Annotated in this window: 13 protein-coding genes and 1 pseudogene; 10 read left to right on the top strand and 4 right to left on the bottom strand. The window is 70.9% G+C overall.

Annotated features, from left to right (window positions below; translation table 11 throughout):
• Positions 1–108 precede the first annotated feature (108 nt).
• The 3 genes from ACFYPR_RS18915 to ACFYPR_RS18905 all read left to right on the top strand — a co-directional run bounded on the left by ACFYPR_RS18915 (position 109) and on the right by ACFYPR_RS18905 (position 3,836).
• The gene (locus tag ACFYPR_RS18915; protein ID WP_354855303.1) at positions 109–888 is read left to right on the top strand and encodes an endonuclease/exonuclease/phosphatase family protein; all 780 of its coding nucleotides are present in this window, start codon (positions 109–111) and stop codon (positions 886–888) included.
• Between the two features lie 122 nt (positions 889–1,010).
• Positions 1,011–3,119 carry a M14 family zinc carboxypeptidase gene (locus tag ACFYPR_RS18910; protein WP_387261169.1) on the top strand — a complete coding sequence of 703 codons (2,109 nt, stop codon included), beginning with the start codon at positions 1,011–1,013 and terminating at the stop codon, positions 3,117–3,119.
• Positions 3,120–3,194: 75 nt separating this feature from the next.
• Entirely contained in the window at positions 3,195–3,836 is a 642-nt protein-coding gene (locus ACFYPR_RS18905; RefSeq protein ID WP_387261166.1) for a fasciclin domain-containing protein, read from the top strand.
• A 6-nt stretch (positions 3,837–3,842) separates the two neighbouring features.
• Here ACFYPR_RS18905 and ACFYPR_RS18900 read toward each other — a convergent pair whose 3' ends face one another.
• A complete protein-coding gene (locus tag ACFYPR_RS18900; protein ID WP_387261164.1) occupies positions 3,843–4,844 on the bottom strand; it encodes a tyrosine-type recombinase/integrase in 1,002 nt (333 codons plus the stop codon).
• A 10-nt stretch (positions 4,845–4,854) separates the two neighbouring features.
• Here ACFYPR_RS18900 and ACFYPR_RS18895 point away from each other — a divergent pair.
• Together ACFYPR_RS18895 and ACFYPR_RS18890 are read left to right on the top strand one after the other, a co-directional pair.
• Positions 4,855–5,106, top strand: a pseudogene (locus ACFYPR_RS18895) (AAA family ATPase); the annotation flags it as partial.
• A 321-nt stretch (positions 5,107–5,427) separates the two neighbouring features.
• Positions 5,428–6,264: a hypothetical protein gene (locus tag ACFYPR_RS18890; protein WP_363937361.1), complete on the top strand. Its 837-nt coding sequence runs from the start codon at positions 5,428–5,430 to the stop codon at positions 6,262–6,264.
• 126 nt (positions 6,265–6,390) lie between these two features.
• Here ACFYPR_RS18890 and ACFYPR_RS18885 read toward each other — a convergent pair whose 3' ends face one another.
• Positions 6,391–6,981: a DinB family protein gene (locus ACFYPR_RS18885; RefSeq protein ID WP_387261161.1), complete on the bottom strand. Its 591-nt coding sequence runs from the start codon at positions 6,979–6,981 to the stop codon at positions 6,391–6,393.
• Positions 6,974–7,813, bottom strand: coding sequence for an alpha/beta fold hydrolase (locus ACFYPR_RS18880; RefSeq protein WP_387261158.1), 840 nt, complete (start codon positions 7,811–7,813; stop codon positions 6,974–6,976). The genes ACFYPR_RS18885 and ACFYPR_RS18880 overlap by 8 nt, the downstream gene beginning before the upstream one ends.
• 281 nt (positions 7,814–8,094) lie before the next feature.
• Between ACFYPR_RS18880 and zwf the strand changes: the two genes are divergently transcribed.
• The 3 genes from zwf to ACFYPR_RS18865 all read left to right on the top strand — a co-directional run bounded on the left by zwf (position 8,095) and on the right by ACFYPR_RS18865 (position 11,138).
• Positions 8,095–9,474, top strand: a complete 1,380-nt coding sequence (gene zwf / locus ACFYPR_RS18875) for a glucose-6-phosphate dehydrogenase (protein ID WP_387261155.1) — start codon at positions 8,095–8,097, stop codon at positions 9,472–9,474.
• Positions 9,475–9,603: 129 nt separating this feature from the next.
• Positions 9,604–11,016, top strand: a complete 1,413-nt coding sequence (locus tag ACFYPR_RS18870; RefSeq protein ID WP_363937349.1) for an OFA family MFS transporter — start codon at positions 9,604–9,606, stop codon at positions 11,014–11,016.
• A complete protein-coding gene (locus ACFYPR_RS18865; protein WP_255473694.1) occupies positions 11,013–11,138 on the top strand; it encodes a hypothetical protein in 126 nt (41 codons plus the stop codon). The genes ACFYPR_RS18870 and ACFYPR_RS18865 overlap by 4 nt, the downstream gene beginning before the upstream one ends.
• A gap of 30 nt (positions 11,139–11,168) precedes the next feature.
• On the opposite strand, the gene ACFYPR_RS18860 is transcribed toward ACFYPR_RS18865, so the two are convergent.
• Positions 11,169–11,900 carry an SDR family oxidoreductase gene (locus ACFYPR_RS18860; protein ID WP_355068067.1) on the bottom strand — a complete coding sequence of 244 codons (732 nt, stop codon included), beginning with the start codon at positions 11,898–11,900 and terminating at the stop codon, positions 11,169–11,171.
• 78 nt (positions 11,901–11,978) lie between these two features.
• On the opposite strand from ACFYPR_RS18860, the gene ACFYPR_RS18855 reads away from it, so the two are divergent.
• Both ACFYPR_RS18855 and ACFYPR_RS18850 read left to right on the top strand, forming a co-directional pair.
• A complete protein-coding gene (locus ACFYPR_RS18855; RefSeq protein ID WP_387261152.1) occupies positions 11,979–12,812 on the top strand; it encodes a patatin-like phospholipase family protein in 834 nt (277 codons plus the stop codon).
• A gap of 45 nt (positions 12,813–12,857) precedes the next feature.
• Positions 12,858–13,319: a peroxiredoxin gene (locus ACFYPR_RS18850; protein ID WP_355138805.1), complete on the top strand. Its 462-nt coding sequence runs from the start codon at positions 12,858–12,860 to the stop codon at positions 13,317–13,319.
• Positions 13,320–13,325 lie beyond the last annotated feature (6 nt).

Here is a 13,325-nt window from a genome sequence, read left to right as displayed (position 1 = left end):
AACGCCGCAACCACACCCCCAACATGCCAACCGCCACGAACACCAGCATCGAACACAGCAGCACCTTCACCACACGGCAACCCTGCCACGGGGACGTAGGGTGCAGGAGTGCGCCTGGCCACCTTCAACCTGCTGCACGGACGATCCCTGACCGACGGGCTCGTCAACCCCGACCGACTCGCCGCCGCCGTCCGCGCCCTCGACGCCGACGTCCTCGCCCTGCAGGAGGTCGACCGCGACCAACACCGCAGCGGCAACCTCGACCTCACCGCCATCGCCGCCCGAGCCCTCGACGCGCCACACCACCGCTTCGCGGCCGCCGTCGTCGGCACCCCCGGCGAACAGTTCCGCCCCCTGCGCCACGACGACGACGGCCACGGCGAACCCTGCTACGGCATCGGCCTCATCAGCCGCCACCCCGTACGCAGCTGGCACGTCACCCGACTCAAGCCCGCCCCCGTCCGCTCACCGGTCTACGTCCCCGGCCCCGGCGGCGGCCTCATCCTGCTGCACGACGAACCCCGCGTCGTCCTCGCCGCCGTCCTCGACACCCCACACGGCCCCCTCACCGCCGCCGCGACCCACCTGTCGTTCGTGCCCGGCTGGAACGCCCGCCAACTCCGCCAGACCGTGCGCGCCCTCCGCGCGCTACCCGGCCCCCGCGTCCTGCTCGGCGACCTCAACCTGCCCGCCGGCCCGGCCCGGTTCATCTCCGGCTGGCGCCCCCTGGGCCGACTCCCCACCTACCCCTCCGGGCAGCCCCGCGTCCAACTCGACCACGTCCTCGCCGACCGGCACGCCCTCAACCAGCTCCCACCCGTACGGGCCGTCACCGCACCACCGTCCACCATCTCCGACCACCGCCCCCTGCTGGTCGACCTCGGCTGAAGACCGACCCGACCTCCACGCAGCCAGCGCCGAGCCGCAAGATTGCCTCAAGATCATTGCATCGACGAACTCCGACGATCATGCTGGGCGGGTCGCGCCACGATCAAACAGTCGGAGGCCACATGAGACGCCAGCGATCCACCCTCGTCGCCGCAGCAACCCTCATCGCTCTCACCCTCACCACCGCACCCACCCCCGCCAACGCCCAGAGCGCCGCACAACCGAACCAGGTCGCCGACCTCACCGTCCGCCAGGCCGACGGTTACGCCACCCTCGCCTGGACGCCCGTCGACGGCGCCACGGACTACCAGATCGAACGCACCGCCATCGACACCAACGGCACCCCCACCGGCGCACCGACAATCGTCGGCGTCTGGCGCCCCAACCGCCAGATCAACCAGCAGGCGCCCACCTTCGCCGACTCCGGATTCAACCCCGGCGACAGCTTCCAGTGGCGCGTCCGCGCCCGCACCGGCACCACTGAACAGCCCTACTCCGACCCCGTCACCGCCACCACCACCGCACCCTGGGGCAACCCCGACACCCCCGGCCAACAGCTGCGCACCCAGTGGGAGACCACCCACGCCGCGCAGTACACCAGCGACACCGACGAGTACGCCTACACCGCCGCCATCGACGCCCTCAGCGACCGGGTACGCGTCGTCGAACTCGGCCGCACCGTCCAGAACCGGCCCATCAACATGCTGGTCATCGGACATCCCACCCCGGCCGCCACCCCCGCAGCCGTCGCCGCCACCGCACCCGTGGCCATCAACTGCAACGTGCACGGCAACGAACCCGGCGACCGCGAAGCCTGCCTCATCATGGCCCGGCAACTCGCCTTCAGCACCGACCCCCGCATCACCGACCTGCTCAGCCACACCACCGTCCTGATCGTCCCCACCATCAACGGAGACGGCCGCGCCGCCAACACCCGCGGCAACTCCACCGGCCAGGACCTCAACCGCGACTACTCCCTGATCCGCCAACCCGAAACCGCCGCGTACATCACGATGGTCCGCGACTACCGACCCGTCGCCGGCTACGACGGCCACGAGTTCGGCAACTCCCGCGCCGGCGACCTGCCCATGCTGCCGCCCCGGCACCAGAACGTCGCCCAGCCCATCTTCGACCAGTCCCAGGACATGATCGAAGGCCACATGTACGCCAAGGGCGCCGAAGCCGGCTGGTGGCCCTGCCCCTACGGCTGCGAAGGCGGCGGCAACGTCGGCCTCAGCGAGGAAACCATCCTGCGCAACACCCTCGGCCTCAAGAACGTCACCAACTCCCTGCTGGAGCTGCGCAGCTCCGGCGGCCAGACCCGACCCGACGAGGGCAACACCGCCAACAACCGGCGCCGCAAGACCTACTCCGCCCTCTGGACGTTCCAGCAGTTCCTCGACTACCACCGCACCGACCGCGGCGACATCCTCACCTCCCGCGCCGAGGCCATCGAGATCCAGGCCGCCAACACCGGCCGCCTCGTCTTCCGCGGCTCCCGCCCCATCCCCGCCCACCCCGCACCCCACCCGGGCGACAGCCCGCCGCCCCTGGACGCGCCCCCGGCCAACCTGATCCTCGACAACGCGCCGTGCGCCTACAAGCTCACCGACGCCCAGTACAACGGCCCGCGCACCGACGGACCCGGCGGCGTCGGCACCACCGTCGCCCAGCGCATCGCCGCCCACGGCTGGAAGGTCATCAAGACCACGGACGGCTGGTACGTCCCCCTCAACCAGCCCGAACGAGGCCTCATCCCACTGCTGCTCGACCCGTTGGGCGTGGAGAAGCTGACCGACGGCGAACGCGTCTACCCGACCCTCACCGGCCGACGCAACGGACCCCTGGTCGTCACCGGCTTCACCTGCGCCGCCAACGCCACCGTCAACGGGCCGGTCACCGTCCGCGCCGGCGCGGCACTCGTCACCACCGGCACCACCATCAGCGGCCCGGTCACCGCCAGCGGCGCCGCCGGCGTCCTGCTCGCCGACAGCACCGTCAACGGCCCCATCCAGATCGCCAACACCACCGACGCGGTCTCCATCATCGACGTCACCGTCGCCGGCCCGGTCAGCCTGACCGGCAACACCACCGGCACCGACATCCCACTGCTGGCCGGCTCCACCATCCGCGGCCCTCTCACCTGCACCGGCAACAACCCCACGCCGACCAACCTCGGCATCGCCAACACCGTGCACGGCCCCCGCACCACCCAGTGCGCGGCACTCTGAACGCCAACTAGCCGCACCGGCGGCGCGGGCCCCACGCTCGCGCCGCCGGTCCACCCCGAACCCGTGGAGGCCGTCGTGTCGCACCCCGCCACCGCAGCGCGACACCCCCGACCGCGAAGGCTCCTCCTCCTCGCGCCGACACTGCTGCTGCTCGCCGCCTGCACCGGCGCCCAGGACGCGTCAGCCGCCACCACACCCCAGGTCACCGGACCCCTCTGCGCCGCCCTGCCCACCGGCACCGACCCCGGCAACCCGACCTTCCTCGCCGGTCAACCCGTCGATGAGGCACTGCGCTGGATCCCCACCCTCACCACGTTCGAAGCGGCTCTGCGCACCAGCGGCGTCCTCACCGACCTCCCCGCCGGCACCGCCGTCACCGTCCTCGCACCCACCGACGACGCCTTCGCCGCCACGTTCTCCGAGGACAACTGGGACGACCTCATGACCCACCACACCGACCAGCTCCGCACCCTGCTCAAGGCCCACCTCAGCACCGGAGCCCACCCGATCGGCGACCTCGCCACCGCCGGCTCGACCACCACAATCGACGGCGCCACCATCACCGTCACCCGTACCGGAGCCACCACCCGCCTCGCCGACCGCGCCGACACCGTCTGCGCCGACTACCAGGCCACCAACGCCCGCATCCACATCATCAACGCCGTCCTCGGCCCCCTTCCCGTCACCACCGACGGCACCGGCCACCGCGCACACTGACCCCGCTCAGTCCTGGTCCACCCCGACCAGAGCAGCCAACGCGCGATTGGTGCGGTTGGCCCGCACCGCGTCACGCTGCTGCCCGGCCGTCACCTCGATGTACGTCTGCGACGACGCCAACGACGCGTGCCCCAGCAACCGCATGATCTCCGCCGCGCTCGCCCCGTCCTCCGCCAACCGGGTCGCGAACGTGTGCCGCAACGCGTGCAGCCGCGCCCCGCGCGGCACCCGGTCACCGATGCCCGCCCGCCGATAACACGACTCCACCAGATACTGCAGACCACCGCGGCGCAGCGGCTCACCGCGCCGGTCCACCAGCAACGCCGAGTCGGGACGTACCGACCGCGACCCGAAACGGCGCCCGCGACTGTCCAGGTAGTCCCGCAGCACCCGATCCAGGTCCGCCTCGATCGGCACCACGCGTGGCCGCCCGCCCTTGCCGACCACCTCGATCCGCCGCTCACCCGGCCGACCCGCCAGCGAACCGACCCGCAGCGCTAGCAGCTCCGACAGGCGCAGCCCCGCGCACAGCGCCACCGCCAGCACCGCCACGTCCCGCTCCGGCCACGGGTCGCGCTGCCGTCCGTCGTCGCGGGCGACCGACGCGAGCAGCACCTCGGGGGTGTCCGCGCCCCGCAGCGGTTTCGGCTGGGGGAGTAGCGCCCGGGGACGGCCCACCGCCGGCATCGGATTGCCCGCCACCACCTGATCGGCGACCAGGAACGTGAAGAAACTGTTCCAGGTGGACCAGGCCCGGTGCACCGACGCGGGCGCCCGGGGCGCGGCGAACCGGGCGAACGCCGCCCGCATGACGCGGGGGGAGAGGTCGGTGATCGACAGCGCGTCCAGGGGGAGGGGAGTGGTGTCACCCTCGGCGACCAGGGCGGCCACCGTGTACAGGTCTCGCCGGTAGGCCGCCAGGGTGTGGGGGGAGGGCTTGCGGGTCGCGCGGGCGGTCAGGAACTCCTCGATCAGCACCCCGAGCGATTCGTCCTTTTTGTCATGCATAAGGGATATTATGCAGCATTTTCGCGTTCCCGGGAAGCGGGGGGAGAGGAGCGAGAACATGCGCGAACCACCGCGGTATGTCCTGACCGGAGCACCCGGCGCCGGCAAGACGACCCTGCTGGAGGCACTCCGCCACAGGGGACACGTCACGGTCCGAGAGGCCGCCACCGACATCATCGCCGAGCGCCAGGCGCAGGGGTGCGCCGAGCCGTGGCACGAACCCGACTTCGCCGACGCCGTGATCGCCCTGCAGAGCCGCCGCCAGATAGACGCCACCATCGCCGCACGCCGATGCGCTGGCCTTCGCCCGCGTGCACGAGCAGGTGTACGAGGCGTACGGGCACCACCTGGTCCACGTGCCGGCCGGACCGGTGTCGCAACGAGTCGCGCTGATCGAGAGGCACGTGTCGTGCCGGGCATGACCCGCGACTGCCCGCTGTCGAGGGGACCCCCGAATCGGCTTACTTTACATAATGTGCATTATCGAAGGTGTTTGGGCGGCACCCGGGAGTCGACCGGGTGGGCTAGCGTGTCGTCGATCTACTGGGGAGATTCCCAGCATCCTTCGGGGAAAGAAGCACACGTGTCACTGTGGAAGAAGACCGCGGTGGTGACGCTCTCGGCGATCACCGCACTCAGCGCCTCGGCCTGCGGCGTGGCGTCCGGCTCGTCCGAGGCGCCGAAGCAGCCCAGCGTCCTTGAGCTGCTCGCCAGCGACCTCAAGGGATCGCTGCAGAAGACGATGGACGTCACCGACAAGAGCGATTCGGTGACGATGACGATGACGGGCACGGTCGGTGGCGAGAAGATCTCCATGCAGGGTGTCATGGACCTGGGTGACCCGGTCAAGGCCGAGATGACGACGGCGGACCCGGACGGCGACACGACGACCATCCGGTTGATCGGCACCGTGATCTACGTCGAGGTGCCGACGAAGGACCGCGCGAGCATGGGCGGCAAGCGCTGGATGAAGATGGACATGACCAGCATCGGCCAGCAGGCGGGGATGGACTTCAGCAAGCAGTTCGAGGACATCGACCCGACCAAGCAGGTCAAGACGCTGCTCGCCGCCGAGGGCGTGACGGTCATCGGTGCGGAGACGGTGAACGGGGCGCGTACCGTCCACTACACCGTCACCACTCCGGTGGCGACGCAACTGGCTCAGGTGGACGCCAAGCTGCGGGCCGGCGTCGAGAAGCAGTTCGCCGCGGCGGGCGTCAAGGAGATCAAGGTCGACCTCTGGGTCGACGAGCAGTACCGGCCGCGCCGTGCGGGCACCGTCATGGGCGCGATGGGCGACATGGTGGTCGACTACACCGACTACGGCAAGGCGGTGACCATCGAGACGCCGCCGGCGGCGGAGACCAGCGACTTCGCCGAGATGCTGCAGGGGTTGAAGAACCTGGGTGCCGGCAGCTGACCGCAGCCGCGAGAGTGCCCGGTCGGCGAGGGTTCTCGTCGGCCGGGCACTGCCCGTTTCCGCGTCGCCTCTCCCCCAGCCCGGATCGGCCATGATCGCCTGTGCGGGGGCGCCGTGCGCGGTCGGTCACTCGAAGTGGTCGGCCAGCTTTCGCAGTTTGCTGACGTACGCCGGCCAGTCGTACCCGTCGGGGATGCTGGTGCCGTCCTGGTGCCAGCCGATTCCGCCGTCGTGCTGCTCGCGCATGATGTCCGCCTGCCCGGCGTGCCGGGCGAGGTCGCCGGTCACGTGCATGATGATCCGGTCCAGGGTCACGTCCTGGTGCCCTGGCCGCCACCAGGGCACCTGCCCGGGCGCGTCGAGCGGCAGCTGGTCGATCGTCTCGTCCGCGAACAGCGCGACCCGGCGGTACAGGTCGATCAGGCCGTCCTTCGTCTCGTCCTCGCGCGCGTACCAGTCGGCCTGCGGGTCATCGTCGAATGCCTCCAGCGGAACGAGTTCCTCGGGCGTCGGGAACTGGCGGCCGAAGGTGGGCCCGAAATAGCCGGCTTCGACGTTGAGGCAGTGTTTGACGACTCCGAGCAGGTTGTTGCCGGTCACGGTGCGGGGTGTTCTGGCCTCGCGTTCGCTCAGACCGTCGAGCTTCCAGATGAGGTCGTCGCGCGTCCGCCGCAGGTAGTAGTGCAGCGCGGCCTTCGTATCGCTCAGGTCAGCCATGCCGGCCATTGTCGCGCAGGCGCTGCGCCGTCGTGTGCCGTGGCATGGGCGAGGTCAGCGTCCGGTGTAGCCAGTCCTGGGTGAGCGCGCGCAGCAGTGCTGGTTGTTCGAAGGGCAGGTAGTGTCCGGCGGCGTCGATCGTGGTGAAGGTGCCGTGGGGGTAGCGGCGCATGGCGTGGAACTGGTCGGTGTAGCCGACGATGCCGTCCTGGCGGCCGGTGAGGACGCTGACGGGGCCGTCGTAGGGGGCGTCGGTGGCCTCGTCGGGTAGCGCGTACCCGGGGTCGGTGCGCAGTGTCTGGAGGAAGGTGTCGTCGCCGGGGCCGCCGGCGTGCAGGGCGGCGAGCACGGTGGCGACGACGGTCGGGGTGCGGTGGCCGAGCGCGGTGTCGAGGTGGGTGCGCAGTTCGGTGGGGGCGTTGTCGAGCCAGCCGGCGGGTCCCGGGGGTGGGCGGTGGTCGGGCAGGGTGCGGCTGGCCGGTGCGATGGTGATTCCGGGGCAGACGAGGAGCAGGCCGCGGACCAGGTCGGGGCGTTGGCGGGCGATGCCGGCGGCGAGGTAGGCGCCGTAGGAGGCGCCGGCGATCAGGACCGGTGCGTCGACGTGGTGGTCGAGCCATGCGCAGACGGTGTCCAGCAGGGCCTGGGAGGTGGGTGGGCAGGTGGCGGGGCTGTCGCCGTGGCCGGGCAGGTCCAGGTATGTCGCGCGCAGGTCGGCGCCGGCGAGGGCGGGGCTGAAGGCGGTGGCCGTGGCGGTGCGGGTCATGCCGAACATCGGCAGGCACACCACCTCGGGGTCGGCTGCGGCGGATCGGTCGACTGCCAGGTTCATTCTGGGGTCCTCCCCTGTCGCGCGGAGCGTTGCTGCCCGTCTTCGGTCGTGGCGGATACGCGGGAGGGGGTGGAGCGTCGGGGTTGGCGGGCCTTAGGATGATCGAGATTCGTCGATCAGGGTTGGGTGTCGCCCGCGTCACACTCTGATCGGTGGACTTTTCAGGGTGTGCGCCGTCGCTGTCGCCGACCTCACGTGTGTCGTTGCCGGGGAATTCCTCCTGTGGGCTCGCGGTTGTCCGTTCGGAAGATCAGGTTTCCACATGATCGGATGGAAGTGCCATGCACGTGCGCTCAGACGCGGTAGTGCTGTTCGGCGTGACAGGTGATCTCGTCTCGAAGAAGCTGTTTCCGGCGCTGTACGAGTTGACCCGACGTGGTCGGCTCGATGTCCCGGTGATCGGGGTGGCCCGCTCCCCCTGGGACGATCAGCAGTTGATCGCGACCGCCCGCAAGTCGGTGGCCGAGGCGAGTGACGAGGTGGACGACGAGGCGTTCGACGCCCTGGCGGGCAACCTGTCGATGATCTCGGGCGACTACGCGGACCCGGTGACGTACGAGCGGCTGGCGGAGCGTCTGCGCGACGCCGAGCGTCCGGTCTTCTATCTGGCGATTCCGCCGATGGTGTTCGGTGCGGTCGTGCGGGGGCTGGCGGCGGTCGGGCTGGCCGATCGTGGTCGGGTGATCGTGGAGAAGCCGTTCGGGCGTGACCTGGCGTCGTCCGCGGAGTTGGATCGGACGTTGCGGGGGGCCTTCGATCCGACGCGGGTGTTCCGGATCGACCACTACCTGGGCAAGGAGGCCGTGGAGAGTCTGTACGCGTTCCGGTTCGCCAATCGGCTGTTCGAGCCGTTGTGGAACAGCGAGCACATCGACAACGTGCAGGTCACTCTGGCCGAGGGTTTTGGCACGCAGGGTCGTGCCGGGTTCTATGACACCGTGGGCGCGACCCGTGACGTGTTGCAGAACCACATTCTCCAGGTGGTCGCGTTGATCGCGATGGACGCGCCGGCGGGTGACGACATGGACGCGTTTCGTGAGGCGGAGGCCGCGGTTCTGCGGCAGATCGAGGCGTTGTCGCCGGAGTTGACGGTGCGGGGGCAGTACGCGGGCTACCGCGACGAGCCGGGTGTCGCGCCGGATTCGAACACGGAGACGTTCGTGGCGACCCGGTTGACTGTCGACTCTCCCCGGTGGGCGGGTGTGCCGTTCTATCTGCGGACGGGCAAGTCCCTGGCGGGGACGGCGACCGAGGTGGTGGTCGAGTTCAAGCAGCCGCAGCGTGCGTTGATCCCTGCCGCGGGTGGGGCGGCGGCGCCGGCGAATCTGCTGCGGTTCCGGCTGGGTCGTGGGGACGGCATCACGATGTCGATTCAGGCGAAGAGCCCGGGTGCGGAGGTGGCGAGCCGTCCGGTCGACCTGTCGGTGGACTTCGGGGCGGCGCTGGGTCGCCGTCAGGAGGCGTACGAGCGGTTGCTCGACGATGCGATGGACGGGCAGCATCTGCGGTTCGCGCGGGCGGAGACGATTCGGCAGGAGTGGCGCATCGTCGAGCCGATCCTGGATCTGGCGACCCCGGTGCGGCCGTACGACAGGGGTGGTTGGGGTCCGGCGGAGGCCGACGCGTTGGCCGGCGGCTGGCACGTGCCCGACCTGGGGTAGCCGGCAGGGAGGGGCTGAGTGACCGCTCAGCTCACCGGAGGGACCGTCCGGCGACGGTGAGGTTTGCCGCGGGCGTGGGGTGTGGGCATGTGGGGGTGTCTCACGTCCTCTTCGGAGAGGAAGCAGCGCATGCTTTCCGCACTCGATCGTCGGCACACCGTCGCGCCGCCCGGCTACAGCCGGTGGCTCATTCCCCCGGCGGCGTTGGCCATCCATCTCTGCATCGGCCAGGTTTACGCCACAAGCGTCTACAAGAACTCGTTGATCGCCCACTTCGACACCGGTCAGACCGCGATCGGGGTGATCTTCAGCATCGCGATCGTGATGCTGGGGTTGTCCGCGGCGGTGGCGGGGACGTGGGTGGAGGCGAACGGGCCGCGTAAGGCCATGTTCGTCTCGGCCTGCTTCTGGGCGACGGGCTTCCTGGTCGGGTCGCTGGGCATCGCCACGAAGCAGCTGTGGCTGCTGTACCTGGGCTACGGCCTGCTCGGCGGCATCGGTCTGGGCATCGGGTACATCTCCCCCGTCTCGACGCTGATCAAGTGGTTCCCGGACCGGCCGGGTCTGGCCACCGGTCTGGCGATCATGGGGTTCGGTGGTGGCGCGATGGTGGCCTCTCCCCTGTCGCGTCAGCTCCTGTCGTTCTACGACCCCGGTTACGACCCGTCCAACGCGGGCTCGACGGCGTCGGGCAGCGCGCTGGTGTGGCTGTTCGTGACGCTCGGCCTGGGCTACTTCGTGATCATGATGTTCGGGGTGGCGAACGTGCGGGTGCCGGCCGACGGGTGGCGTCCGGCCGGCTTCGACCCGGCGGCGGTGGCGGCGAAGCCGCTGGTGACCACGGCGAACGTGTCGGCGGCCAACGCGGTGAAGACCCGCTCGTTCTGGCTGCTGTGGGTGGTGCTGTTCTGCAACGTCACGGCCGGGATCGGCATCCTGGAGCAGGCCAGCCCGATGATTCAGGACTTCTTCCGGGACAACGGGACGTCGGCGGTGTCGGTGGCGGCGGCCGGCGGGTTCGTGGGTCTGCTGTCGCTGTTCAACATGGCGGGCCGGTTCGTCTGGTCGTCGACGTCGGACGTGATCGGCCGCAAGCCGATCTACCTGGTGTACCTGGGTGTGGGCATGGTGCTGTACGCGCTGCTGGCCGTGTTCGGGCAGACGGCGACGGCGCTGTTCGTGCTGTTCGCGTGCGTGATCCTGTCGTTCTACGGCGGCGGGTTCGCGACCGTGCCGGCGTACCTGCGGGACCTGTTCGGGACGTACCAGGTGGGTGCGATCCACGGGCGGCTGCTGACCGCCTGGTCGGCGGCGGGGATCGCGGGGCCGCTGATCGTGAACGGGTTCCTCGACGCGCAGGGCAAGCCGGGCACGTTGACGGCGGCGGCGTACCGGCCGGCGCTGTTCACGATGGTGGGTGTCCTCGCGGTGGGCTTCGTGGCGAACCTGCTGGTGCGGCCGGTGCCGCAGCGCTACCACGAACCGGCGGCGGAGCAGGGCGTGGACGACGACACGACGGTCGAGAGGAGTGGTACGCGATGAGTGACGACGGTCGGCACGGGCAGCAGGCCCGGTTGTGGATTTCCTGGCTGGTGGTGGCGGTGCTGCTCGGCTACGGGGTCGTGCAGACGGTGATCACGGCGGCGAAGCTGTTCACTCACTGAGGTGTGAGCCGGGGCGCCGCGCGCCCCGGCTCACAGGCCGCCGGAGACGCGCAGGACGGTGCCGGTGGCGTAGGAGGCGTCCGGGCTGAGCAGCCAGGCGATGGCGGCGGCGACCTCGTCGGGTTCGCCGGCGCGACCCAACGGGATGCGGCCGGCGGCGCGGTCGGCGCGGTCGGGTACGCCGGAGTCGGCGTGGATGTCGGTGCGCACGATGCCGGGGGCGACGCCGTTGACCCGGATGCCGCGCGGGGCGAGTTCCTTGGCCAGGCCCACGGTGAGGGTGTCGGTGGCGGCCTTCACGGCGGCGTAGTGCACGTACTCCCCCGGGCTGCCGAGGGTCGCGGCGGCCGAGGACACGTTGACGATGGCGCCGCCGTCGGTGAGGCGGCGGGCGGCCTGTTGCGCGCTGAGGACGTACCCGATGAGGTTGATGTCGACGACCCGGCGCAGGTCGTCGACGCGCAGCTCGGTGAACGGGCCGATGGGGCTGGTGACGCCGGCGTTGTTGACCAGCCCGGTGAGCGGGCCGAGTTGCGCGGCGGCGTCGAACAGGGCGGCGACCTGGTCGGGGTCGGTGGTGTCGGCGCGTACCGCGATGGCCTGCGCGCCGGCGGCGTGCAGGTCGGCCAGGACGGTCTCGGCGGCGGCGTGGTCGCGGCGGTAGCACAGGGCGAGGTGGTGCCCGGCGGCGGCGAGTCGGCGGGCGGTGGCCGCGCCGATGCCGCGACCGCCGCCGGTGATGACGGTGACGGGTGGTGCCACGATGCCTCCGGGGCTGTCGGGTGGGGTGAGCCGACGCTACCGTGACCGGCGCGGGTTGGTCGTCGAGAGGAGGGTCACATGCGGCGGGCGTTGGTGCTCGGCGGTGGCGGGGTGACCGGGGTGGCGTGGGAGTTGGGCCTGTTGGCAGGGTTGGCCGAGCGGGGTGCGGCCCTCACCGAGGCCGATCTGGTGGTGGGCACGTCGGCGGGTTCGGTGGTCGGCGCGCAGGTGCGCTCCGGGGTGCCGCTGCGGCGGTTGTACGAGGAGCAGTTGGCCCCGCCGACGGGTGAGGTGGCGGCGCGGCTGGGGTTTCTGGCGGTGGCGCGGCTGGTGTGGGCCGGTGGTCGTACGCGGGACGCGGTGCGGTCGAGGGCGCGTATCGGGGCGATGGCGGTGGCGGCGCGTACCCCGTCGGAGGCGTCGCGGCGGGCGGTGATCGAGGCGCGGTTGCCGGCGCGGGAGTGGCCGGCGCGGCGGTTGTTGGTGACGGCTGTCGACGCGGCGTCGGGTGAGTTCGTGGTGTTCGATGGCGCCGACGGGGTGTCGTTGGTGGATGCGGTGGGTGCGAGCTGCGCGGTGCCGGGGGTGTGGCCGCCGGTGACGATCGGGGCGCGTCGTTTCGTCGACGGTGGGATGCGCTCGTCGGTGAACGCGGATCTGGCGGCGGGCGCGCAGCGGGTGCTGGTCCTCGCGCCGACGTCGGCGGCGTTCGGGCCGATGCCACGGTTGGCGGCGCAGGTGGCCGAGCTGCGGGCGGCCGGGTCGCAGGTGGTGGTGGTGACGCCGGACGCGGGGGCGCGTACGGCGATCGGCCGCAACGTGCTGGACCCGGCGCGGCGGGCCGGCGCGGCGCGGGCCGGGTGGGCGCAGGCGGCGACGGTGGCCGACGAGGTGATGGCGCTCTGGGTGTGATCGCTTACGCTCACCGCGCGTTCGATCGGACAACGGAGGTGCGCGGTGGCGGGTGTGGGTGTCGGCGATGTGGTGCAGGACTTCGAGCTGCCGGATGAGACGGGCACGCCGCGGCGGCTGTCGGAGTTCCTGGCGACCGGGCCGGTGGTGCTGTTCTTCTACCCGGCGGCGATGACCCGGGGGTGCACGGCGGAGAGCTGTCACTTCCGGGACCTGGGCGCGGAGTTCACGGCGTTGGGCGCGTCGCGGGTGGGCATCAGCCGTGATCCGGTGGCGAAGCAGGCGGAGTTCTCGACGCTGCACGGTTTCGATTATCCGTTGCTGTCGGATGCCGACGGGACGGTGGCGCAGGCATTCGGGGTCAAGCGGCGGGTGCCGCTGGGGCCGCTGAGCACGAAGCGGATGACGTTCGTCATCGCCGCCGACCGGCGGGTCATCGAGGTGATCCACAGTGAGGTCAGCATGAACGACCACGCGGACCGGGCGCTGCGGGCGCTGGGCGGCTGAACCCCC

This window comes from Micromonospora sp. NPDC005254 (genome assembly GCF_042872525.1).
Lineage (GTDB): Bacteria > Actinomycetota > Actinomycetes > Mycobacteriales > Micromonosporaceae > Micromonospora.
The sequence above is the reverse complement of the archived record's forward strand: the minus strand, read 5'-3'. Positions and strand labels throughout refer to the sequence as shown.

Coding starts and splice junctions, on each gene's coding strand:
- ACFYPR_RS18910 (WP_387261169.1), top strand. CDS start 1,011: ATGAGACGCCAGCGATCCACCCTCGTCGCCGCAGCAACCCTCATCGCT.
- ACFYPR_RS18900 (WP_387261164.1), bottom strand. CDS start 4,844: ATGCATGACAAAAAGGACGAATCGCTCGGGGTGCTGATCGAGGAGTTC.
- ACFYPR_RS18885 (WP_387261161.1), bottom strand. CDS start 6,981: ATGGCTGACCTGAGCGATACGAAGGCCGCGCTGCACTACTACCTGCGG.
- ACFYPR_RS18880 (WP_387261158.1), bottom strand. CDS start 7,813: ATGAACCTGGCAGTCGACCGATCCGCCGCAGCCGACCCCGAGGTGGTG.
- zwf (WP_387261155.1), top strand. CDS start 8,095: ATGCACGTGCGCTCAGACGCGGTAGTGCTGTTCGGCGTGACAGGTGAT.
- ACFYPR_RS18870 (WP_363937349.1), top strand. CDS start 9,604: ATGCTTTCCGCACTCGATCGTCGGCACACCGTCGCGCCGCCCGGCTAC.
- ACFYPR_RS18865 (WP_255473694.1), top strand. CDS start 11,013: ATGAGTGACGACGGTCGGCACGGGCAGCAGGCCCGGTTGTGGATTTCC.
- ACFYPR_RS18855 (WP_387261152.1), top strand. CDS start 11,979: ATGCGGCGGGCGTTGGTGCTCGGCGGTGGCGGGGTGACCGGGGTGGCG.